The 23378-nt window shown below is 68.3% G+C and carries 14 protein-coding genes and 4 pseudogenes; 12 read left to right on the top strand and 6 right to left on the bottom strand.

Annotated features, from left to right (window positions below):
- Positions 1-90: 90 nt before the first annotated feature.
- Positions 91-402: pseudogene (locus tag ACFYZJ_RS38565) on the top strand (integrase core domain-containing protein); the annotation flags it as partial.
- Positions 403-635: 233 nt separating this feature from the next.
- On the opposite strand, the gene ACFYZJ_RS38560 reads toward ACFYZJ_RS38565, so the two are convergent.
- Entirely contained in the window at positions 636-992 is a 357-nt protein-coding gene (locus tag ACFYZJ_RS38560; protein WP_388576827.1) for a hypothetical protein, read from the bottom strand.
- Between the two features lie 404 nt (positions 993-1396).
- Between ACFYZJ_RS38560 and ACFYZJ_RS38555 the strand changes: the two genes are divergently transcribed.
- Positions 1397-1903 (top strand): hypothetical protein, encoded by a 507-nt coding sequence (locus ACFYZJ_RS38555; protein WP_388576824.1) that lies wholly within the window; start codon positions 1397-1399, stop codon positions 1901-1903.
- A gap of 717 nt (positions 1904-2620) precedes the next feature.
- On the opposite strand, the gene ACFYZJ_RS38550 is transcribed toward ACFYZJ_RS38555, so the two are convergent.
- Entirely contained in the window at positions 2621-3322 is a 702-nt protein-coding gene (locus ACFYZJ_RS38550) for an NAD(P)-dependent oxidoreductase (protein WP_388576823.1), read from the bottom strand.
- 620 nt (positions 3323-3942) lie between these two features.
- Positions 3943-4821, bottom strand: a complete 879-nt coding sequence (locus ACFYZJ_RS38545; RefSeq protein ID WP_388576820.1) for a sigma-70 family RNA polymerase sigma factor — start codon at positions 4819-4821, stop codon at positions 3943-3945.
- Between the two features lie 1191 nt (positions 4822-6012).
- Between ACFYZJ_RS38545 and ACFYZJ_RS38540 the strand changes: the two genes are divergently transcribed.
- The gene (locus ACFYZJ_RS38540; protein ID WP_388576819.1) at positions 6013-6609 is read left to right on the top strand and encodes an SMI1/KNR4 family protein; all 597 of its coding nucleotides are present in this window, start codon (positions 6013-6015) and stop codon (positions 6607-6609) included.
- Positions 6610-6859: 250 nt separating this feature from the next.
- Positions 6860-7475: pseudogene (locus ACFYZJ_RS38535) on the top strand (IS110 family transposase); the annotation flags it as partial.
- Here ACFYZJ_RS38535 and ACFYZJ_RS38530 read toward each other — a convergent pair.
- A pseudogene (locus ACFYZJ_RS38530) lies at positions 7433-7588 on the bottom strand (transposase); the annotation flags it as partial. The pseudogenes ACFYZJ_RS38535 and ACFYZJ_RS38530 overlap by 43 nt on opposite strands.
- A gap of 4 nt (positions 7589-7592) precedes the next feature.
- Between ACFYZJ_RS38530 and ACFYZJ_RS38525 the strand changes: the two are divergent.
- Positions 7593-7802, top strand: a pseudogene (locus tag ACFYZJ_RS38525) (site-specific integrase); the annotation flags it as partial.
- Between the two features lie 1587 nt (positions 7803-9389).
- Here ACFYZJ_RS38525 and ACFYZJ_RS38520 read toward each other — a convergent pair.
- Positions 9390-10790, bottom strand: a complete 1401-nt coding sequence (locus ACFYZJ_RS38520) for a hypothetical protein (protein ID WP_388576816.1) — start codon at positions 10788-10790, stop codon at positions 9390-9392.
- 366 nt (positions 10791-11156) lie between these two features.
- On the opposite strand from ACFYZJ_RS38520, the gene ACFYZJ_RS38515 reads away from it, so the two are divergent.
- The 3 genes from ACFYZJ_RS38515 (at position 11157) to ACFYZJ_RS38505 (ending at position 16983) form a co-directional block, all read left to right on the top strand.
- Positions 11157-12434, top strand: coding sequence for a tyrosine-type recombinase/integrase (locus ACFYZJ_RS38515; RefSeq protein ID WP_388576813.1), 1278 nt, complete (start codon positions 11157-11159; stop codon positions 12432-12434).
- Positions 12435-13579: 1145 nt separating this feature from the next.
- Positions 13580-16000 (top strand): SdrD B-like domain-containing protein, encoded by a 2421-nt coding sequence (locus ACFYZJ_RS38510; RefSeq protein WP_388576834.1) that lies wholly within the window; start codon positions 13580-13582, stop codon positions 15998-16000.
- A 302-nt stretch (positions 16001-16302) separates the two neighbouring features.
- Positions 16303-16983, top strand: coding sequence for a hypothetical protein (locus ACFYZJ_RS38505; RefSeq protein WP_388576811.1), 681 nt, complete (start codon positions 16303-16305; stop codon positions 16981-16983).
- 15 nt (positions 16984-16998) lie between these two features.
- Here the strand turns inward: ACFYZJ_RS38505 and ACFYZJ_RS38500 are convergent, their stop codons facing one another.
- Positions 16999-18210 carry a right-handed parallel beta-helix repeat-containing protein gene (locus ACFYZJ_RS38500; protein WP_388576831.1) on the bottom strand — a complete coding sequence of 404 codons (1212 nt, stop codon included), beginning with the start codon at positions 18208-18210 and terminating at the stop codon, positions 16999-17001.
- A 215-nt stretch (positions 18211-18425) separates the two neighbouring features.
- Between ACFYZJ_RS38500 and ACFYZJ_RS38495 the strand changes: the two genes are divergently transcribed.
- The 4 genes from ACFYZJ_RS38495 to ACFYZJ_RS38480 all read left to right on the top strand — a co-directional run bounded on the left by ACFYZJ_RS38495 (position 18426) and on the right by ACFYZJ_RS38480 (position 23333).
- Entirely contained in the window at positions 18426-19577 is a 1152-nt protein-coding gene (locus ACFYZJ_RS38495; protein ID WP_388576809.1) for a Dyp-type peroxidase, read from the top strand.
- 482 nt (positions 19578-20059) lie between these two features.
- Positions 20060-20815 (top strand): (5-formylfuran-3-yl)methyl phosphate synthase, encoded by a 756-nt coding sequence (locus ACFYZJ_RS38490; protein WP_388576806.1) that lies wholly within the window; start codon positions 20060-20062, stop codon positions 20813-20815.
- A gap of 8 nt (positions 20816-20823) precedes the next feature.
- Positions 20824-22227: an aldehyde dehydrogenase family protein gene (locus tag ACFYZJ_RS38485; protein WP_388576804.1), complete on the top strand. Its 1404-nt coding sequence runs from the start codon at positions 20824-20826 to the stop codon at positions 22225-22227.
- Positions 22228-22229: 2 nt separating this feature from the next.
- The gene (locus tag ACFYZJ_RS38480; protein WP_388576802.1) at positions 22230-23333 is read left to right on the top strand and encodes an NAD(P)-dependent alcohol dehydrogenase; all 1104 of its coding nucleotides are present in this window, start codon (positions 22230-22232) and stop codon (positions 23331-23333) included.
- Positions 23334-23378: the final 45 nt, after the last annotated feature.

Here is a 23378-nt window from a genome sequence, read left to right as displayed (position 1 = left end):
CCGGACGCCCCGTCAGCGTCGTGATCCACCCTGCTGGCCGTCCCATGCAACACCACCTCGATCAAGGTGTTGCAACGACCAGTGGAATCCACCCAATACACGTCGTTCGCATTCACGGCGCACCTCCTCGAGGCCGGCATCGACGCCTCGATCGGCACCGTCGGCGACGCCCTGGACAACGCGCTCATGGAATCCGAGATCGGCCTCTACAAAACGGAACTGATCAAGTCCCGCAGGCCCTGGCGCGGCCTCGCCGACGTCGAACTCGCCACCGCGGAATGGGTCGACTGGTTCAACAACCAGCGTCTCCACACCGGGATCGGAGACGTCCCGCCCCACGAACACGAGACGAACTACTACGCTCACCTCCAGCCCCAACCGGCGGCTGGAGTCAACGCATAGAGCCTCCACCGATCCCGGAGCGGTTCAGATCAATGCTGCGCAGGGGTGAGGGGTGGCTCGGCCCAGATCGTCTTGCCGGCGTGGGTGTGACGGCTGCCCCACCGCTGGGCGAGCTGAGCGACGATGAGGGGCCATGGCGAGCGTGCGCAACACCGCCATCGCCATCGCCGACCTGGTCGGCCGGCGCAGCCTGCCGCCGCCATTGACCACTGTCGGGCAGATTCCGCTCGCCATCAGGCGTCGGCGAGGAGGTAGTCGTCATAGTCGGTCGGTGCGACCAGGACGGCTTGGAAGTGGAGGGGTTCACCGTCGGTGTCGAGGGGAACTTCGTGGCCGGCGACGCGGGTGAGGCCGAGGGAGAGGTGGGGCACGTAGACGTATGGGGTGCGGTCGAGGACGGTCAGTCCGCTTTCCTGGAGGTGCTGGATGAGGCGGCGGGCGGGGGTGCGGAAGACATCGGTGCCGCGGAAGCGGACGGTGATGTCTTCCTCGCCGGGGCGGGGGATCCCCACTTCTGCGGCGGTGAGGGTCTTGCCGTCCTCGCAGTGGAAGACGATCTCGAACTGCGAGTGCAGCGCGGTGACCTTCATGTTTGGAACTCGTCGGCGGAGCCGTCACCTCGGACCTTGACGCGGCCGAGGGTGCCGGCCGCGGCCTTGAGGGCCTCGGCCGACGATGGACGGGACGTCGAGGTGCGGGGGTCGGCGGCGGTGCTGGAGCGGGATCTCTAGCGTCGGATCGCGGCCGGCATGGAGGAGACGCTCTCCGGCGGCCTCGTCTGCCGTCGCGGACGAAGATGCTTCGGCTTGGCCCAGCCACGGCCGCTACCAGCGGCACTCGTTGCACCGGCAACGGGCAGCGCTCCGCAGAGTACGCCGCACTGCGCGGGTGCTTCCTGAGCGGTTCCTCGAAATTCCGGCCCGCGACTGCCGGTCTCGATGCCACGATGAGTGGCGCCCCATCCGCACCTGTTGACCAGCCAGAGGAGGTCGTCATGTTCCACAGCTCCGGCCAGCGGGGCCGTCCTGACGATCGCATCTGGCTGGAGACTCTGGGGGAGTTCGGACGTCCGGTGGCTGTCCTCGCACGGCCCGAGCCCGGATGGCGCCGCCTGGTGGGCCACGGGTCGGTCGACGGTCTCCTCCAGCGGCTCGACCTCGGGTATTACGAGGAGCACACCATGCTGGTGCAGGTCACCACCCAGCGGCGCCTGCCTGAGCACGCCCGTGTGTTCTCAACCCTGGAGCCCGATGCGCTCCTGGATGAGTTCCTCTTCAACTCTTCGCCCCGCGGACCGATCCGGCAGCCCAACGAACTGGCTGCCGGAACAGGCCATCTGATCGTGGACGGAACGGCGATCGAGGCGCAGCGGCTGACGTGTGGCGACTACATCGCCACCCTCGCCGCGATCGGGGAGGAGGTAGTTGCGGTCGTCAGCAACGCCGCACTCCATGATCAGGCCGTCCGTTTGACCCTCGACGCCACTGCCGTCCCGGTCTGAGAAGGAACACCGGTCGCCGGGAGCATCCTGGCAATCACCAACAACACCAGTTCCGTGAAGGCTGAGTGGCCAGGCCAACCATCAGTTCGGCCACCGGCAGGACGGTGAGCTCCGGCTACTCGTCCTTCCAGCGCGCCGCCTTGGTGGTCATGGCCCTCCCGCGGGGCCGGACCGAGTTGGGCCGCACGCCCGGCCCTTTATCGGATTCCAGACGGACGTCCAGACGCCATGGCTGCGGAGGCGACGATCCCGGCCTCGGTGGACTCGGGCGGCGGAAACGGCACCCCGAACTTCTGCCCATACCAAAGGTGCACGCGGGCTTCGTTGTGGATCCGACGGCGCTTGCCAGAGATCGGACAGCACGCCGCGACGACCGCCGACTCAGCCCCGTTGCCGTTACCTGCACAGGCCGCGCATCAGCGCGGTGAGTCCGCCGAAGAACTCTTGGTCGGCCCCCGCGTCTTGTGGTCTGCGGTCTCGGCCAGGCGTTGGGAACTCGGTCGGCGGCAGAGCGGAGAAGGCGGCCGTACCCTCGCCCGCCAAGGGTCCCAGGTGCTCCAGTTGGATGGCGGGGTGCCATCGGCGGTGTACGTCACGCAGCCCACCCCGCGACGCTCGCCGATGCGACCGGCGTCTGGGTTCGCTGGTTCGAGTGCCCGGCGGGGGACTCGGGACATGGGGGGTGGGCGGAACCGCCAGGCGGCGGCGGGCAGTTGGTCATTCCGGGCTCTTGCCGAAGGCCTCGCGCCGTATGAGCTGCCACAGGGTCGGGGTGCCCTCGGGTGTCGTCACGGCTACTCGCCTGCCGCTCCACCGCCGGTCCCCGGCCTGCGCGAGGAGGCAGGCGGCGAGGTCGGCTCGGCTGGTGAAGACGCCGTCCGCGTGGTCCTCCTGGAGGCGGTAGTCGCTCACCTTCTCGGCGTCGAAAAGTCCGGAGGGACGCAGGACCGTCCAGTCGAGGTCGCTGTCCGCGAGGAGCGTCTCCATCGCGGTCATGTCGGCGTACGTCGTCCTGCCGATCGTTCGGGTGATCAGCGGCTGCAGCACCCGGTTGAGCACGATGCCGCCGTCCGCGTGCGGACGTGGGTCCAGGGCACTGGAGCTGACGGCGACGATTCGGGTGACACCGTGTAGGCGCATCGCGGTGACGATGTTCGCGACACCTGTGCTGTAGACGCTGATCGGGTCGCGGCTGAAGGGAACGCCGAGCGTCGAGAGCACTGCGTTCGCACCGTGGACGGCCTTCACGACGTCGTCCTCGACGCAGACGTCGGCCGGGACCACGTCGAGATGCTCGTGGGCGAGCGGGAAGACGTCGGGATGCCGGGTGACTGCAGTCACCCGGTGTCCGGCCTCCAAAGCCTGGCGGGTGAGGCGGCGGCCGGTCTTGCCGTTCGCACCGAAGATGACGAGCTTCATTGGGGTACCTCTGTCCTGTTGAGGGATGGTTCCGAGGTGAAGTCGTATCAGCCGCCGTAGATGTGACGGTGCCGGTCGCGGCGCCTGTGGCCACCCGGCTCGCTCAGCCTGAGGCGCAGGGGTCGCCGTGGCTGCGCCGGTCAGATGCGCGCGCGTCAGGTGCCGCAGGCGCTCGGGGGGCATGGCGTTGAGCGGCAGCCCGGGAAGGCTCGTCGCAGGATCGAGGCCGAGCCGCTCGTGGGTTTCGGTCCGTAGAGGCTCGCGAGGACTCCCGCCTCGAGGACGACGGCGGCGGTCCGGTGGGCCGTCCGGTCGGCGAACTCGCAAGCTCCGCCGACATGGTCCAGGTGGACGTAGGGGCGTAGGACGTGCGGTTCTCCATCGAACAGTTGTGCAACGTGCTGTTGCAGTGTTGCCACGCCCGGGCCCGCGTCGACGACGACGTCGCGGCCCGCTCCGCGCAGCCACCAGAGGTCCGCTCCGCTCCAAGCAGCGGAGCGACATTCGGCTCGGTCATCCTGAGGACGCCGTCGTCCCGTTCCTCAAGCCGGTTCCAGAAGTTCGCCAACGGCGGGTCGCCCGCTCGCACCACCGCTCCAGGGCTCTGTCGGTGGTTCTTATCAGCGGATCGTCAGGGTGGAGAGCTTGGCTGCGTCCAGGACCAGGTCGATCTCGGCGATGCGGTCGGAGATGACGGTCATCCCTACGACAGCGACCACGCTCGACCGGGTCCTGGCGATGATGCCGGCGGCGCCGTTGACCAGGGCCGGCTGGCACAGCATGGCGAACCGACGGCCGTGCGTAGCGGCGTGGGCCGCGACGTCGGCCGCGCCGGTCAGCAGCGCCGGTGCGAGCCAGGTGCGTGATCCGGTGTCGACGCGGAACACCACGTCGGGGTCGAGCAGGGCGAGGAGTGCCTCGAAGTCGCCCGCCCGGGACGCGGCGAGGAACGCGTCCACGACCCGGCGCTGGGTGCGGAGGTCGGCGTCAGGCACGGTCGCGGTCCCGCGCAGCCGCCGCCTCGCGCGGCTGGCGAGCTGGCGCGCCGCCACCGGAGTACGGTCCACGATCGGGGCGATCTCGTCGAACGGGACGCCGAACATGTCGTGGAGCACGAACGCGAGCCGTTCGGCGGGCTCAAGGCTTTCCAGGACGACGAGCAGAGCAAGTCCGACCGAGTCGGCCAGCAGGCTCGCCTGCTCAGGGTCAACCGTCTCGTCGGTGGTGACGACCGGCTCGGGAAGCCATCCGGTGAGCTGCTCGCGTCGCGACTTCCTGGTACGCAGCATGTCGATGCACACCCGGCCGACCAGCGTGACCAGCCAGCCGTCAATGCTCTCGATGGCGCCGGCATCGGAGCGTGTCGTGCGGATCCATGCCTCCTGGAGGGCGTCGTCGGCGTCGGTGAGCGTGCCCAGCATCCGATACGCCACCGCCCGCAACCGCGGCCGGTGCAACTCGAACTGCTCGGCGAACCAGACCTTGTCGTCCATCTGCATCCCGCTCTCCCCACTCCCGGCTTCAGCCGTCCCGGCCGAATATGTCATGACAGATGCGGCGAGGTGGCATCCCTCGGCTCCCACACCCGCCGGTGGAGCACCCGGGCCGGCAGCGGCAGGAGCGTGGTCCGCGCACGCTCGTCGGCCATGCGGGCGCGGCGCCCCCAGGCGTCGGCTCAGTTCTCGATGTCATCCTGTGAGATGTCAGGCATCGACCCTCCTCCTCGCCATTTACTCTCCCCTCGCGTACAGCCAGGCTCAGACACTTGGTCGGATCGAGTCACGGAAACGTGACACGGCGGAGTGCGTCTGCCTCCGCCGTACTGCTCCGCCGGCCCATGCAGGAACCGGTGTTGCGGGCCTGTCGGCCACTCTCGTGGCGGTCGGCCACAACCGAGCCCGATCTGCCGCACCACATCCCCGACCTCGTCGACCGACGAAAGGCCGGCCCATAGCGGCGGGATCGAGGCGTCATTGCTGAAGCGGTCGGCGGTGTAGCCGGTGAGCCTGCGCCATGCCTGAGCTGCCTTCAGCGCCTGCGGTTCCATCAGCGCCGGCACTGCCGCACGACGTCATCGAGGGGAGGGCGCTCCTGCTCCTCGTAGGAGGTCGCGGGACCCCAATGCCTACGAATTGCCGACAGCGGCCGCGACGGAGCCGTCGCGGCCGCTGTCGGCAGCTTGGGAAGCCCAGGATCTTGTAGCGGCGGGCTCAAGTTCTGGGCGGGGGACTCGGAGCATGGGGACGGGGGAACCGCTGGTCGGCGGCGGGCAGCTGGTCGTTCAAACGGTGGTGCAGCTGAACCGGTGGACCGGCGGCGGGCAGCGGCGGGCTCGAGTCCCTGGCGAGGCGCATGGGGGAGGGGGGAACAGGACAAAGACGCTCCTCGGAGCACGAACCAGCAGCTCCTCCGGACCCCGAGCTTGATGTCAAAGAGGTCGCCGGCGCGCATTGCGACGACGATCACCGGGGACGGTGCAGGCTGCGTCTTTCTGTGATAGCGGACAAAGGTGAAACGGTGCAGTCGATTCACCGATTCACTGTGAAGAGGCCATCGTTCCTTCCGAAGGGCAATTACTGATCATTTCAGAGTGAATGTCCCGTCACAGCGAGGGCTGAGCATTGTCACTGAATGTTGACGGCCACTAGGTTCGCGTGGAAGGCTGAGCGGCTGGAGCTTGGGAGCAGTGCGTGTCCTCGTTGGATGAGTTGCAGGCCCTGCTTGGCGGGCCCGCCCGCCGGCAATCCACCCCAGATGACTGGAACGAAGTCGAGCAACACGTAGGCTCCGCTCTGCCCAGTGACTTCAAGACGTTCCTCAACGCCTACGGCAGCGGGGTCATCTCCCGCGAGCTCGTCGTCTTCCACCCGCGTGGATCAACCCCGTTGCTGGAGCGCATGCGCAAGACGCACGAGGTCTTCACCGAGCGCCGGGACAGGGCCCTCGACTGCGGCGACTCCGAGCATGTCCCGTACCCCTTCCACCCCGAGCCCGGTGGGCTGATCTCGTGGGGATACGACTACAGCGGCGACGAGCACTTCTTCCTTCCCTGCGACCCGGATCCGGACCGATGGAAGATCGTCACGATGGTCCACGAAGAAGGTTGCGAGACGTTCGATGGCCCGTTCTCAAGCTTCGCCCTCGCGTTCGTGCAACGGCTACTCGATGTCGACCGGTACCACGGCATCGAACCGGAGGCCTTGGAGTTCCTGGAGCCGGAGGACCTGGAGGAACTGGCTGCCGCCGGAGAGATTGGCCCCGTTCAGCCGAGCTTCGAGCCGTTCTGACCACGCGAACTGCTCAAGGTTCCCTACGTTCTTCTCCGGGACAGGGCGAGCCCTCCGTATGGTTGGCCCACCCAGGGGCGTCGGGTGTGGCTTTCAAGGTTCTGCCGCTCGTGGCTTCCACCGATTGGCCGCCCGACGCCCCACGACGACTCGGCTGCCAATTAGGAATTGCGAATGATCGCTCCGTAGGGAATCGACAGCGAGGTCGTCCGTCGGGAGGCACCAGCAGTACACCGTACGGAGGCACAACTTGGCCGCGATCTGGGCCGGCATCGACGCAGGCAAGACCCGCCACCACTGCGTCGCGATCGACGAGAGCGGCCGGCGGCTGCTGTCCCGACGCGTCGCCAACGACGAACCCGAGATCCTCCAACTCCTCGCCGATGTACAGGGCTTGGGCGACGAGGTGACCTGGGGCATTGACCTGGTCGACGGTGGAGCCGCCCTGGCCATCGCGATCCTGCTCCACCACGACCAGCCGGTGCTTTACCTTTCCGGCCGCGCCATCCACCGCGCCTCCGAGGGCTACCGCGGCGAAGGCAAGACCGACGCCAAGGACGCCGCCATCATCGCCGATCAGACCCGCATCCGCCGTGACCTGCACCCCTTACGCACCGGCGATGAGACTGTCACCGATCTCAAGATCCTCACCGGGCGCCGTATGGACCTGGTCGCCGACCGCACCCGCACCGTCAACCGACTCCGCGCCCAACTCACCAGCGTCTTCCCCGGCCTGGAACGGGCCCCTGGACCTCACCAACACCGGCCCTCTCACCCTGCTGACCGGCTACCAGACCCCGGCCGCCCTCCGCCGCCTCGGCAGCGCGTACAGCCGCCGTGGGTTGCGGCGGGGACGCCCCCGCAGGCCCCGGATCGGTCGGACTGCATCCAGCAACGGCAGGAGCTGGGTGACGTCGTGTCGGTTGCCGCTGGTGAGTGTGACGGCGAGCGGGGTTCCTTGGCGATCGACGATCAGATGAGACTACGCGGTCGACCTGGGGGAGCTGCGCGAGAACCCGATCACGGCCGTTCGCTGGCAGAAGCCCAAGGTTTCGAACCAGGTCGATCCCCGCGTCGTCGCCAACCCGGAGCAGGCTCGCAATCTCCTGGCGGCGGTGTCCTACGTGGGCGGCTACCGGCGTGCTCGCGGTCGGCGTCTCGTCGGGCTGTTCGCGGCGATGTACTTCGGTGGCTTCGTGTGCCCTACCTGCGGCGATGCTTTTCACTAGATCTGCACAGAATCCGACGAAAGCTGAGGCGCTACAGGTGCCCTTGATTGGGGACTTAGTTCTTTCGTGTGACCCTTGATTGCTTGGGCTGCCCAAATGGGACCTCTTTAACGGCTTCTTTGCCGGCGGAGCGCGTTGCGTGTGGAGGTGTAGGACGTGACGGCAAACGAGAGATCGATGAGGTTGATTGCGGCCGCCATAACGCTTATTGGTGCCTTAACCAGTACTGGCTGCTCGACAGCACAGTCAGGCGATGGGAAGCCGGCGCATCCCCCAGGAAAGTACACGCCTGGTCCGGCAACAAAGGCCTACGAGCAAGGCTGGAACTTTGGCCAAGATGCAATAGACAAAGGATACGCCCACCGCGTCCTGGATGGCCAAGAGAACGCCGCCGGAGGTGAGTGCGGCAAAGCCAGGAACTACTACTTCTCAACTGAGCACAGGCTCCCACCGGGAGATAGTACGGGGGATAATGGAGCGTGGAGGCGAGGGTGCCGAGACGCTGTGCTAGGACTGCCTATGTGGCCGGAGCGTGCTCCAACGCCTTCGCCTTCGCCTTCGCCCGTCCCATACAACGGTTCTGACGTTCTGAACGGAGAGGCAATCCGATGCGAGACTCAGTACGTAGTAAACGACTACGGGGTGCAGGTGGATAAGCCAATTCGAGCAGTGTGCAGTATCCCGATAACCAACACGGACAGCGAGCCCCACGGTTATAAGGTGACGCACCACCTTGGTGACCAAAAGGCGTGCACTGCCATCGCAAAACGCATTGACCCCGGTGAAGAGGAAGTCGAGGAGTGCACCGTCCCGGTCACACAAACCGTACGGGACAATCCGTTTGAAGTGGTTGTCGAGCTACTTCCGGTGGGACAAAGGTGATCTGGCATCCTGCCTTCGAATTCCAGAGGCTTCTCGGGCACACGCGGTACCGGCATCGCTTGAGCCTGTACGTGCTCAACAGTCTCGCGAACGAGTAATAGCTCACGTCCGACTTTCGGCATTCGGAAATCCGGCTCCCTCCGAGTGCCGGCTTAAGCGCAGTGGCCGGATATGTCGGAAGTGACGTTGAGATCTTGCTGGTCTATTGCGTGAAGTGCCTCGACAGGCGCCCAGAAATCACCAGCCGTCGTATGGGGACCTGTTGCGCGAGTACGAGTGGCGTGGCCCGCCTGCTTTCGAGGCCCCTGGCATCCTCTCCAGAGGCTCGTCGTTTCCAGGGCTCATCTGCGGCGATGCTCCAAGATCCCGTCCACGCCTCGTCCACGGACCCCGGCATACGGCCGCTCCGGGCCGCATACGGCTGCACATACACGAAGACCCCGACCGCAGCGTTTCCGCTGATGACGGGGTCTTTGGGCACCTCGCACAAGGTGCCCCCGGCAGGATTCGAACTGCGCACACGGCTCGGGAGGCCGTCGGATTATCATGCGTTTTACCAGGTCAGCGGCGGGCCTGACGCCCCGTCAGGCCCGCCGTCCCGCAAGGCGGCCCATGCGACCGAGAACGATCTCTGAATCCCTGCACTGAGCCAGGTGGCGTCAGGAGGTGTCAGAGCGGGCGCCTTCTGCGGATAGGCAGGATACTCAGGGCCATGACGGTGCCGTCGGCGTGGAACGAGATCGGTCCGTTCCATTTCCCCGCTTCACGCGAGTTGGGCCGTTTGCAGTGGAGTTCGTAGGCGGCTTGCCGGTACTCCTCCACACGGCCGTCTTTGATCAGTCCGTACAGATCCTCGGCCATTCCGGAGAATGCCTCGATGCGTGCGCTCCCCATGCGGAAGACGTGGTCCGTGCCGACGAATTTCGTAGCGTCCACCTCGATATCTGCGTCGTCGACGCTCGATGTGGCGGCGAAGGTGGGCACGTCGTAGTGCTCTCGTCCTTGGCGTGCGGTGAGGTACCGGGCTGTATTTTGTCCTCCGCCCGAGAAGGCGGTCAGGCCGGCGGCCGCAGTGCGGGCCAGCAGCTGACCGAACCAGCCGAGGTCGTCCTCGCCTACCTGGAAGCCGTCGACGGTGCGCGTCCGCCTGCCCTCGCGGGCCGGTATGCGAATGGCGTTGGGGTAGGGGATACCGGACTTGTCTTTGATCTCCTCGTCCGCGTTTCCCGGCGCGCCCGGTGTGCGGAGGGGAAGCAGTGATTCGCCGGGGGACTGCAGGGCATTGACCACGATCCCGCCCTGCCCCATGAGCTCGGTCGACAGCAACAGGCATGGGGTCGTGTTCCACACTCCGATCTGCATGCCCTCGGTCCGCTCGGCGCCCTTGACCAGTTGCTGGATGGTGGTGCTGCGGGTGCGGCCGGTCCGCTTGCTCGGCTTCTGGTGGTTTCCCCGGCAGGCCACGAAGGTGACTTTCGACGGCTCGCCGGGCTTCCATGCCTCGATGAGGTAGTCGGGGCGCGGGCGTGCGGTCTTGTTTCGTTGTGAGACGCTCAGGGGCCAGCCGGCGCGCAGCACCGTGCTCGTGTCCACGACGGAGACGATGTGGTCCGGGTAGCGCTGCTGCACGATGTGTTCTGCCACGGCGAGTCCGAAGCCGACGGCCAGTTCCCTGGCCTGCATGCCCTTGTACCAGCTCTCGGACGTGCGGCCCTTGTCGGTGAGATCCATGGCACCGGCGCGATTGCCGTACAGGGCCTCGCAGAACTTCAGGCTCAGCCAGTGCTCCGCGAGCCCGCGTCCCATGCCCTGGCCGCCCAGCACGTAGCCGCGGGCGACGGCGTGCAGCACCTGCCACGGCGTCAGCTCGATGGACCGGCCGTGCTCGTCCCGCGCGACGGGCCGCAGTTCGGGCTTCCGGCGTACAGCTTCCTGGCCCTTCTCGCGGCGTTTCTTGTCGAAGGCTGCCGCCGCGGAGTCCACATGTGCGGCCAGTTCGGTCGTCGAGTGGACGTGAACGTTCGTCGAGCGGCTGAGTGCATTCAGGATCTGTCGCGCGGTTCTCGCCATGCATCCCCCCACGTGTCCGCGTGCCCTGGCCGGCCGGGAACGGTAGTTCGGAGCAAAGGGGCGCATACAAGTGCGCATGGTGAGCCATGGTGCGGAACCGGCCACGCCGGGACCGGGCGTGACCAGCAGCCGCGGAAGCCGTGCCGAACGTCCGATAGTCCGCAGTCGTCAATCCGGCTCGCCACGAGTTCCCCCTTGCTGGGGGATGTTCGAATGGACCAGCCGGGCAGCCATGCCCCGCCGATCAAAAGGAGGCGAGCATGGATCCAAGCAGACATGAAAACGGTGCCGCACCGGACCCCGAACAAACACCGGACCAAGCCCCAGCGCAGCCGCTCAGTGCGAACACCCCAGGACCGCGGCAGCGTGGTCGCGGACTTGGCTGGTGAGTTCGGTGCGGAGCTGGTGCGGGCCATCCGCGCGGGGCTGGCCCAGGGGGCCAGTCCCGGGCACGGTCCCCGGGGCCCGTCCAAGCTGACCTGGTACGCGTTCGCGACCGAGTACGCGCGGGCACACTGGCCGGGCCGCGCGGCGAAGACCCGGGACGAGGTCAGTGACGCGCTGACAGCGATCATCCTGGCGATGTGCTGGGACATCCCGGGCAAGCCGAAGGAGCAGTTGCTGCGCCGTGCCCTGCGGCACTGGGCGTTTGTCGTACCCGGGCCGGGACACCAGGAGATGCCGGCGGAGGACCGGCTGGTGCTGCAGTGGGTGGGGAAGGCATCCCGGCCGCTGGTCGACCTGCACGATCCGAACCTGGCCCGGGACGTGCTGGAGTCACTGCGCCGCAAGCTGGACGGCGGCGAGGCGGCGATGGAGACGATGCGCCACAAGCGCAAGGTGCTGGTGCATGCGCTCCACTACGCCGTGGAGTGGGGCGAGTTGGGCAGTCACCCGCTGCAGAAGATCCGATGGCGGGTGCCCAAGCCGGCGGTCGCGGCGGATCCGCGGGTGGTGGCCAACCCGTACCAGGCGCGGGATCTGCTGCGCGCCGTGTCCTACGTGGGCAGCTACCGGAGGGCTCGTGGTCGTCGGCTGGTCGGGTTCTTCGCCGGCATGTACTACGCGGGTCTGCGTCCGGAGGAGGCGGTCGCGGTGGCGCTGCCGGACTGTCGCCTGCCCCGCACCGGCTGGGGGCGGCTGATCGTGCACCGCACGCTGCCGCAGGCGGGCAAACGGTGGACCGACACCGGCCAGTACCACGACGAGCGCGGCCTGAAGAACCGCCCGCCGGGAGAGACGCGGGTGGTGCCGTTGCCGCCGCAGCTGGTGGCCCTGTGGCGCGAGCACGTCACCACCTTCGGCACGGCCGACGACGGTCGGCTGTTCTTCAGTGAACGCGGCGGCATCATCAGCTACACCACCTACCACCGGGTCTGGCACGAAACCCGCGACCTCGCCCTGCCACCCGCGCTCACCAACACCCCGCTCGCGAAACGCCCCTACGACCTGCGGCACTCGGCGCTGTCCACCTGGCTGTGCGCGGGCGCGGACCCGGCCGAGGTCGCCCAGCGGGCCGGCAACAGCGTCGAGGTCCTGCTGAGCCGCCATGCCAAGTGCCTGTACGACCGGCAGTCCATCAACAATCAGCGCATCGAAGGACTCCTGAGTGACTACGACCGGCCACCCGAGCCGGCCGAGTAGCGCAGAGGACATCGGGGACAACCGCATTCGGCCGTACATCTCTGAGCTCCTCCGCGGTCAGGACTGTGGAGCGCTGCCCATCTCCGCGGTGAAGACCACGGCGTCGCTGTAGAACCGCGGACCACCTCGTGGAACTCCCACGCTTCGGAGGTATGCCGGGTGAAGGTTTGCTGGGCGAACACCGACGCCATCCTGGGGGAGTTCGTGGACACCACTGCCAGCACCCTCCGCCGGTATCTCACCGGCGGCTCCAGGTATTGCGACCCGGAAACAGGCTGGCCAGGAGTGAGCTGGAGTGGGGACGCGGAACTTCTGTGGCTACAACGGTCAGCTTGGAACAGGGTCAGCATCTCGAGGCCGGTCGGCTTTTCACTGTCCTCGAGAGTCCGCTCACCGTTAGCCACGCATGGGCCCGGTTCAAAGCGCGCCGGAGGTCTGTCTCCGGGCGTTCGTGGGGCGCTGGGCGGATCGTCAGCCCAGCTCGAGCGCGATCCGGCTAACGCGGCCAGCCAAGCGGATCTGCAATCACCGCACCCACCGTCGCGACAGCCGCGACGAGCACATCAAAGCGCGTCATCTTGGCGTCACGCTCCCGAGGGGATCCGTTTCCGGCCATCACCTTGCTCCCGTACATTCTTCCGGTCACCATTCTCTGGGCGCTCGGACTGTTGTTATCGCGAATCCAGACGGATGCCAGGGGGTTCGGCTGGTAATGACGAGACTCCAGCGGATAGAGTACGGCGCGCGCTGCTCGCGATGGCAGTCGGTAAGGTCGGGGGTGGGGGAGGCATCGTGGTTGAGCTGCAGGAATACGCAACCCGAGGCCGTCCTGCCCGAGGCTGTGAACACGCGTTTGTTTTTCCTGGCCTGCGACGCTTACAAATCGACCACAATATCTTCATGAGATCATCGCAGAGTGGCCCGCAACCAGCAGTGGGCCCCTTTTCGTTTTTCTGTGGCGTTCGGGGCCGGCGTCCTCGCCTGGGACTCCCTAAGTGGGCGTGCGGCGAAGCGGGCGCTATTTCCATGACAAGAGAAGTGTGGGGTGTGATGCCATGAACAGAGTCGGCAGAGACTCGCGCCGGACGGCCGGAAGGCCGCTGGCGCGCATCGGATTATCTGTTCTTCTCGTGGCAGGCGGCGCCATGGGAGCGACGGCTGGAACGGCCGACGCCTCGACCGCCGACGGCACGCTGACGGTGCAGGTGCTCCGCGACTTCTTCGGCACCGGCGTGATCAACGCGACCATGGACGTGCCGCAGCGGGGCATGAAGGTGGAGATCTCCGACTCCGCCGGGCACCATGTCACCGGCGTCACGGATACCACCGGAAAGGTCGTGGTGTCGCAGTCGACCGTGCTGAGCGGCGGCCAGTACCGCGTCGACGTCAGCATCCCGGCACCGTACAGCGACTATCTGCAGGCGGCGCCCGCGTCGACGACGGCGAACCACTTCGACAGCTTCACGTCGTTCGTGGACGTGTCGGGCGGAAAGAACGCCTCGGTGGTGACGGGGGTGTGGGATCCGGCCGATTACGCGCTGCCGGACTCGCGCTATTTCGTGCCCGTCCAGAACGGCGCCAACGGAACTGACACCCGGGCGCTGGTGGCGTTCGGGACGAAGACCCGAGGCACGTGTCCTACCGGTGTGTCGTGCCCGGCCACGCTGGCCACGCAGGCCCAGGTCGGCACGACGTTCGGGCTGGCCTACGACAAGTACCGGACCCGGCTGTTCCAGAGCGCGTTCGCCCGCCGGTACGCCCCGTACGGGCCGAAGGGCGCCGGCGCGATCTACGCCGTGCCGACCCACGGCGGGGGTGCCCCGAAGCTGTTCGCGCGGGTGCCGGCCGCCGCGGTGACGCCACACGACAGCGCCAACATGATCAAGGATCCCGGGTTCACCAACGCACCGGGCAAGGAGAGCATCGGTGGTCTGGCCCTGTCGGAGGACGGCTCCACGCTGTACGCGGTGAACCTGCTGACCCGCAGCCTGGTGAGCTTCGACGCGACCGGGGCCACCGCCTCGGTGCCCGAGGCGACGGTGCCGATCCCGGACCCCGGGTGCGCGACGCCCGGCGACTGGCGGCCTTTCGGCCTGGCCACGCACGACAACAAGCTCTACGTCGGCGGCGTGTGCAACGCGGAGAGCACGCAGCAGCGCGCCGACCTAAAAGCCGTCGTCTACACCTACGACGGCACGCGGTTCACCACGGTGCTGACCCACGCGCTCGACTACAAGCGCGGCACCGTCTTCACCGGGGCCGGCGACATCGACCAGGCCACCCACTGGAACCCGTGGAACACCAGCCTGGCCACGTGGGACCAGCGGAAGGCGGGCGGCGCCTTCATCGATCCGCAGCCGGAGCTCGCCTCCCTCGCCTTTGCCCGTGACGGTTCGATGGTCCTGGGTTTCCGCGATCGGTTCATGGATGTGCTCAGCGCCAAGGGGCTGGACCCCCGCCCGGGAAACAACACGTCGGAACTCGGCATGTCCGGTGGTGACATCACCATGGCCTGCTCCGATCCTGCCGGTGGATACGCGTGGGAAGGCACCGGGAACTGCCCCAACCACGCCACCCCCGCCAACGATCATGGCGAGGACGCCGGTGTCGTCGAATACTTCCCGGGCGACTTCTTCGGCGGCGGGCACCAGGAGACCGCGCTGGGTGCGGTGGCCTATATCCCGCAGCAGCAGTGGGTCGTCAGCACGGAGTTCGACCCGACCGTCAACATCGAAACCGCCGGGACCGGTTACTACGACATCACGACCGGTCAGGGCCCGGGCAACGCTCCGAACGCCAACGCGTACCAGTTCGTAGGCCAGGAACAGAACGGGTTTGGTAAGGCCGGCGGGCTCGGTGACGTCGCGTACGCGGCGGCGAACGCGCCGATCCAGATCGGTAACCTCGTGTGGTTCGACGGCGACCATAACGGGATCCAGGACCCGGCGGAAGTGCTGCTGCCGGGTGCCACGATCAACCTGCTGGACGCGGGCGGCAAGCAGGTCGCCACGACCAAGACCGATGCTGCCGGTGAGTACTACTTCGGTGGTGTCGGCGCCGCGTACCAGCTGACGCCGGGTGCGAAGTACACGGTGCAGTTCGACGTGTGCACCGCGGACACGAGCAAGGTGCCGAGCCAGCCTCCGGCGAGCGAGCTGCGGTTCACGCTCCCGCGAGTCGGTGCCAACCGGGCGCATGACTCCAATGTGACGCCGCCGACCACCGGGCAGTTGTGCAACGGCTACGCGCCTGTCACGGCGCCGGACAAGCCGGGAGGGGTCGATCACACGATCGACGCCGGGGTGTACATCCCGAAGGAAACCCCGACGCCGACTCCGACCCCGAGTTCCAGCTCGAGCTCGCCACCGGCGTCGCCCCCGGCCTCTACGCCGCCGTCACCCGTGCCGCCTGCCAACAACCCGGCCCCGGCCGGTGGAGACACGGGTTCGCTGGCGCACACCGGTACGTCCGGGCTGCCGGGGATGATCGCTCTCGTCGGTCTGCTGGTCGGTGCGGGCTCGGCTATCGCGTTCGTGAGCTGGAAGCGTCGCGCCCAGAAACACTGAACAAACCGAACCACAGTGATCTGCCTGCCCGCGATCCGGATGGCGCGGTCAGGCAGATCACGCCAAGGCCGGTCCACGAGGGCCGGCCTTCGCGTCGTCTGTCACCAGCCTGCCGAGTGCCGCCGCGTCCGCACGGCGGCCGAGCAGTGTGGTGATCGAGAGGATGGATCAGAAGAGTGTCAGGGGCGAGCCGCGTGCGGAGCGTGAGAATCCAGCAAGCTCTACCAGGCCGTGCGGCCGGCCGGCGCCGATGGCTGCGGCCACGCTGGGCGGCAGCCGTCATCGGCGCAGCGGCTGTCGCTGTGGCCGGGTTCCTGGTCGTCGGCGGCGGCTCCGGTTCCGGCGGTCCGCGTGCGCTGACCTCGGATGAGGCGAACCGGCTGGCGATCACGCGGTTCCGCAACTACGAGGCGCACGGCCGGGCGGTGACGATCACCGTGCCGGGCACCGCCGGCGGGCTGGTCGTCACCGGGTCCGTTGATTACCGGGGCAAGGTCGGTTACGGCGTGGTGCACGGCACCGGGCGCGACACGTCCAGCGACGGGCTGATCGAGTGGACGGCCACCGCCGTGCTCGTGCATCCGATGGCGAACGCCCCGGCGCAGGCACCCGCGTCGCCGCCCCGCTCGGGCTGGTACGGCCGTCCGCTGCAGTCGTCCGGCAGTTCGCTGGACAGTTCGTTGTCCATTGCGCTCAGTCTCGGCAGCGACCGGCCGGACAACGCCGAACTGCTGCCGCAGAACGGCGCCTCCTGGTGGGGACGAGACCAGGTGGACGGGCATCCGGTGGACGTCATGACCGGGCCGTCCTCCCGTGACCGCTCCGGCACCGCGGGCAACGTGCGCTACTGGGTCGGCTCGGACGGCACCATGTACCAGGTCCGCGCCAGCGTGGGTTCCGCGTCGCAGCCGGTGGTCATCGATTTCGACACCCAGAAGTACCTTCCGGTCAAGCCGGTACCCGGAGTCACCCCGACGCCGTAGCCGCTGCCAGGACGCTCATGACGTCTGCACCCGCGCGCCCGCGGCGAGCAGGGACGCCGACGGCAGCGGGATATCTGCCGCATCCGGCAGGGCCGGAACGGCAGGGACAGCGGTCGCGCCCGTGGTGGTGGCATTCGGGAACTGCGGCTGCGGGGCAGGCGCCGCGACCTCGGTGAACGGGATGCCGCCGGGTGCCGTGGGCGCCGCCCATCTGCCGTACGGCGAGGGCGACTGGGTCGGAAGCGGACAGGACGCGGTCGTCGCGAGTTGGGCGGGCACGGTCGTTCGCAGGTCATTGCCGCGCAGGCAGTTGCCCTGTCCCCGCGTGGCGGTGGGAAAGGTCCAGCCGACGTCGACTCCGTTGGCGGTGAAGGTGTTGTCCAGGATGCGGTTGCCGTTCGTCGGGATGTCGGCCGTCGCGGTGATCATCAGCCCGGCGTTGCTGTTGCCGGCGATGCGGTTGCGGATGAACTGGTTGTCGCTGCCGCCGTCGATGCCGATGCCGATGCCCCACCCGCCGTCGGCCTGTTCGGGGGTCGCCTTCTGCTGGTTGGCGGCGATCAGGTTGCCCGCCACGACGGCGCCCTGCTGCGGAAGCAGCTTCTCCTGGTGGTCGGAGTCGGTGGTGAGTCCGACCCGGTTGCCGACCAGGCGGTTGCCGACCACGTACATGTCGCCGCTGGCGTTGGTGCCTTCGTAGCCGACCGCGTTGAGTTCGGCGGTGTTGTCCCGCACCACGACGTGGCAGGGCTTGCACTGTCCCACGTAGATGCCCGAGTCGGCCCCGCCCGAGGCGTAGGAGTGCTCGATGACACCGTTCTGCGTGGAGAACGCGTAGATGCCGTACAGACCGTTGCGGGTCGCGGTCACGTACGAGACCAGGAACGACTTCAGGAAGGTCACCGGCTCATCGCCGGTGTCGTAGCCGCCGCTCTGCCCCGGCATTCCGGCGGCCGCCTTCGCGGAACCGGTGACCAGCACCCCGTTCTGCGTGTTGTTCTCCACGGTCAGGTTCTCCACGGCCACCCCGGGCGCGGTGACAACGATGCCGTTCGGCTGCTGCAACCGCCCGTCGATGACGACCTTGTCCCGGGACTCACCACGAAGAGTGACGCGAGCCGTATCGATCTTCACCGACTCGTGGTAGACGCCCGGCGCGACCAACACCAGGTCACCGGCGTGAGCGAGGGACACGGCATCCGAGATCGTCGGGGCGTCGCCGGGCACTTTGATCGTCACATGCTCACCGGACGGTCGTCGGCCGTGGCTCGATCCGCCATCGCCGGACCCGCAGCCCGCCAGGACACCTGTCAGTGTGATCAATAAGGCGAGCATCACGCGAAGACGGAGACGAAGCATGGCCTCATCCTGGCATGAAGTCATCCAGGCACGGAGCCCGATCAACTCGCCGCCACCGAAACGGATATGACATCCTTCACGCCGTGAGCCGAGCCGATTCCCATCCGTCACGCCGCGCGTTCATCGGTGCCACCGGGGCCGTGGCGGCCACCGGGCTCACCGCCGGGTGCGAATCGCATGCAGCTCAGCCAAGCCAGTCCCCTTCCTCCGCGCCAACGCACCCGGTGCCGCCAACCGGCCGCCATCAGGCAGGCATCACACTCCCGCAACCGGCCCAGCCCAACCTGCTGGCGGTGGTGGCCGACCTCGCTGACACCGCGGCCGCCGGCCCGCTGCTGGCCGAACTCGGCGACGCCATCCGCACGCTCACCGCGGGAACCGATCCCCGACTGCTGGGCCTGCCCCCGGGCGACCTCACCGTGACGATCGGCGTGGGCCCCCGCCTGGTGCGCATGGCCGACCCTTCCCTGCCCGGCGCGACGGATCTCCCCCGCTTCTCCCGCGAGCAGATCACCCCCAAGGCACGCGGCGGCGACCTGCTGATACAGATCTGCGCCAGCGACCCCCTGCTGTTACCGGTCGCCGCCGCCGCGCTCCTGGCGCAGGCCGGTGACCGGATACGCGAACGCTGGCGGCAGTCCGGACGCCGCGGTCCGAACACCCCCGTCAGTCAGGGCCTTTCCGCGCCACGCAACCCGCTCGGTTTCATCGACGGCATCGTGGGCCCGCACACGACGGCCGAACAACAACGCCACCTGTGGCTGACCGGCCCGGCTCCCGTCGCCGGCGGCACCCTTGCCGTAGTACGGCGCATGGAACTCGACCTGCCGCGATTCGCTGCGCTCTCCGTCGCCGACCAGGAGGCGGTCTTCGGCCGACGCAGAGCCACCGGCGTGCCCCTCTCCGGCGGCACCACAGCCTCAGACCCCAACCTCGGCGCCAAAACACCCGACGGGCGCTACCTCATCCCGGCAAACGCCCACGTCCGCCGGGCCAACCCCAACGTGGTCGGCGTCGGCCTCATGCTCCGCCGCTCCTACAACACCGACGACCCCGCCCCCGGCCTGCTCTTCATCAGCTTCCAGAACGACATACGCACCTTCACCAACACCCTCACCCATATGGATGACTCCGACGCACTGCTGCAATTCACCACCACCACCGCCAGTGCGACCTTCCTGATCCTTCCCGGCTTCGACCACCAACACCCGCTCGGCGCCCGCACGTTCCACTGACCGTGCCGATGACGTCGGCAGGGCCGGCCCATCCGCTCCCACTCCACCGCGCGGCCCTGGCCGACCGGCCTGGTTTTGCCGCCACCAGGCGTACTGCTGCCTCCTTGCTCCGGAGCGGTGATGGACGGTCTGTGGCCGACCACGTGCAATCGGCCAAGAGTGGCGACCAAAACACCCACACCGTCACCGTGGCAGGGCAGCCGACCGGCTCCACGATCCAACGCTTCGGTCCGTGCTCTTTTGGTCGGATTCTCGCGACTCGCCGACTGTGTGGCATCGGGTGCACCTGCGTGTGGCCGTTTTGAACCCGCGTAGGCGGCGCGCCGGGGGCGCGGGCACGTCCTGGCAATGACCCGTGCGGATCCCGCGCGCCCTGCCGACGGCCACGGACCGCAGCGATGATGAGCAGACCGCACGTGATTCAGGCGACGCCGCGCACCTGCCCTTCGGCAGGTGTCCATGGCGGAAGGAAGGAACCCACGTTGTTGCTTCTCATCTCCCCGGACAGCGTCGAGGAGGCCCTCGACTGCGCGAAGGCGGCGGAGCACCTCGATATCGTCGATGTCAAGAAGCCCGACGAGGGCTCGCTCGGTGCGAACTTTCCGTGGGTCATCAGGGAGGTCCGCGACGCTGTCCCGGCGGACAAGCCGGTGTCCGCCACCGTGGGGGACGTACCCTACAAGCCCGGCACGGTGGCCCAGGCGGCGCTCGGCGCAGCTGTCTCCGGAGCCACGTATATCAAGGTCGGTCTCTACGGATGCACGACGCCCGAACAGGCCATCGATGTCATGCGGGGGGTCGTCCGAGCGGTGAAGGACTATCGGCCGGACGCGTTCGTCGTCGCCTCGGGCTACGCCGACGCCCGCCGGGTCGGGTGCGTCAACCCGCTCGCGCTGCCCGACATCGCCCGTCGCTCCGGCGCAGACGCGGCCATGCTCGACACGGCGATCAAGGACGGGACACGGCTTTTCGACCATGTGCCGCCCGAAGTCTGCGCGGAGTTCGTCCGGCTGGCCCACGAGAGCGGTCTGCTCGCCGCCCTCGCGGGCAGCGTCAGGGTGGGAGACCTCGGCGTGCTGACACGCATCGGCACGGACATCGTGGGGGTGCGCGGGGCGGTCTGTGAGGGGGGCGATCGCAACACGGGAAGGATTCAGCCGCAGCTGGTGGCCGCCTTCCGGGCGGAGATGGACCGGCATGCCCGGGAACGCGCGGCTGCCGTCGCCGCTGCGAGCTGACCGGCGGCATGCCGACCAGCCAGCCCCATCGCACGCTCGGGACCCGCCGCGAGCGCTTCGCCGTCCTCGATCCGGCAACGGGCGAGGTCTTCGACGAGGCTCCCGACCAGCAGCCGGACGAGTTGGACGCCGTCGTCGATCGGGCCCGCGACGCCTGGCGCAGCGGGCGAGCCGACCCGGCCGCCCGTACGACCGCGTTGTTCGCGGCAGCCGACGCCGTGGAGGCGGCCGGGGCCGACCTCGCTGTGCTGCTCACCCGTGAACAGGGCAAACCCCTGGCCGAGTCGTATGCGGAGATCGCCCGCACGGCGGCCCGCCTGCGCTACTTCGCCGAGCTGACCCCCGGGTCCCAGCCGATCACGGACGGTCGGCCGTTACGCAGCGAGATCCGCTGGCGACCGCTCGGGCCTATCGCCGCGATCGTCCCGTGGAACTTTCCACTCCAGCTCGCGTCGGCGAAGTTCGCGCCCGCGCTCGCCGCAGGCAACACGGTGGTGCTCAAGCCGTCCCCGTTCACGCCCCTTGCCACACGGCTGCTGGGGTCCGTCATCTCCACCGCCCTCCCCGAGGACGCGCTGACGATCGTCACCGGTCACGAACCCCTCGGCGCCCGCCTCGCGTCCCATCCGGGGATCCGCCACGTGACCTTCACCGGTTCGATTGCCACCGGACGGGCCGTGGCGGAGGGTGCGGCAGCCTCGCTCGCCCGGGTCACCCTGGAGCTGGGCGGTAACGATGCCGCCATCCTGCTGGAGGACGTGGAGGTGGAACGGATCGCGGACCGGCTGTTCTGGGCGGCGTTCCGCAACTGCGGGCAGGTCTGCATGGCGGTCAAGCGCGTCTACGCCCCGGCCCGGCTCTACTCCCGGGTGGTCGAGGCCCTGGCGGAGCGCGCGAAGACCGCCGTCGTCGGAGCCGGGCTCGACCCGGGCTCGCAGCTGGGGCCGGTCAACAACCCCGGCCAACTGGCGCGGGTCGAGCGCTACACGGCCCAGGCCCTGGCTGACGGTGCCCGAGCTGTGGCCGGTGGCCACCGGCTGGACCGCCCGGGCTACTTCTTCGCCCCGACGATCCTGGCCGATGTCCCCTCCACCAGCCCGGTGGTGACGGAGGAGCAGTTCGGTCCGCTCTTGCCAGTGCTGCCGTACGGGAGCCTCGACGAAGCTGTCGAGGCGGCCAATGACACCGGCTTCGGGCTGGGCGGCTCGGTATGGGGGACGGACCTCGACCGGGCCGAGGCGGTGGCCGACCGGCTGGAGTGCGGGACGGTGTGGATCAACCACCACGCCGAACTCTCCCTCGCCCAGCCCTTCGCGGGCATCAAGAACAGCGGGGTCGGCGTCGCGGGCGGGCCGTGGGGGCTGTACGGGAACCTCAGGCCGTTCGTCGTGCACTGTCCGAAGGAGGCGTGACGATGAGGTTCGGTGCGGCGGTACTGCGATCGTACGAGCACCGCTTCGCCGTCGAGGAGGTGGTTCTGAACGCGGGGCCGGCCGACGGTGAAATCCTGGTCAGGATCGCGGGCTGCGGGATGTGCCGGACCGATCTCGCGGTCCGGCGTTCGGTGGGCCGCTCACCGCTGCCGGCGGTGCTCGGCCACGAGGGGGCCGGTGTCGTGGTGGAGACGGGCGGCCCTGATACCGGCCTGAGCGTCGGCGACCATGTCGTGCTGAGCTTCGACTCCTGCGGGCACTGCCGGAACTGCCTGGGTGGGGCCCCCGCCTACTGTGACTCCTTCGCCTCGCTCAACCTCTTCGGAGGGCGCAAGGAGAACGCGGCGCGGTTCACCGACGCAGCCGGGGGCGAATTGGCCCCCCGGTGGTTCGGCCAGTCGTCGTTCGCCGAGTACGCGATGGTCGCGGCCCGCAACGTCGTCCGGGTCGATCCCTCGCTGCCCCTCGAACTGCTCGGACCGCTCGGCTGCGGCTTCCTCACCGGCGCCGGAGCGGTCTTCAACTCCTTCGGCGTCGGCCCCGGCGACACCATCGCGGTCTTCGGCGCGGGAGCAGTGGGCCTGGCCGCGGTGATGGCGGCCACCGCGGTCGGGGCGGTGACCGTGGCCGTCGACCGGCACCCCGAACGGCTGGCCATCGCCGAGCGGCTCCGCGCGATCCCGCTGCACACTGCATCGACCGCCCTGCCCGACCGGATTTGGCAACTGACCGAGGGGGGCGCGCAGTACGCACTGGACACTACGGGCTCCATCCGGCTGATCAACGACGCGCTGCGGGCCCTGTGCCCGACCGGCCACCTCGGCCTGGTGGCACGGCTCCAGACCGCGCTGCCGCTCGAACCGGGGGCGCTGGACCGGGGCCGGAGGATCTCCCACATCTGCGAGGGGGACGCGGTGCCGGGACTGCTGATTCCGCGACTGACCGGACTGTGGCAGGCCGGGCGGTTTCCCTTCGACCAGCTGATCCGTACGTACCCGCTCGCCGGCATCAACGAGGCCGAACGCGACTGTGACGCGGGCCGCGTGGTCAAACCCGTCCTGATCCCGGAGGGCAGGGGCCGATGAGCGAGTCGTTCAACGCCACTGTCTGTCCGAACGACCGCCCCCTGG

Origin of the sequence: Streptomyces sp. NPDC001848 (assembly GCF_042891915.1) — a bacterium.
Taxonomy (GTDB): Bacteria; Actinomycetota; Actinomycetes; order Streptomycetales; family Streptomycetaceae; genus Streptomyces.
Note: the sequence above shows the minus strand (reverse complement) of the source record. Positions and strands in the feature narration are given on the sequence as shown.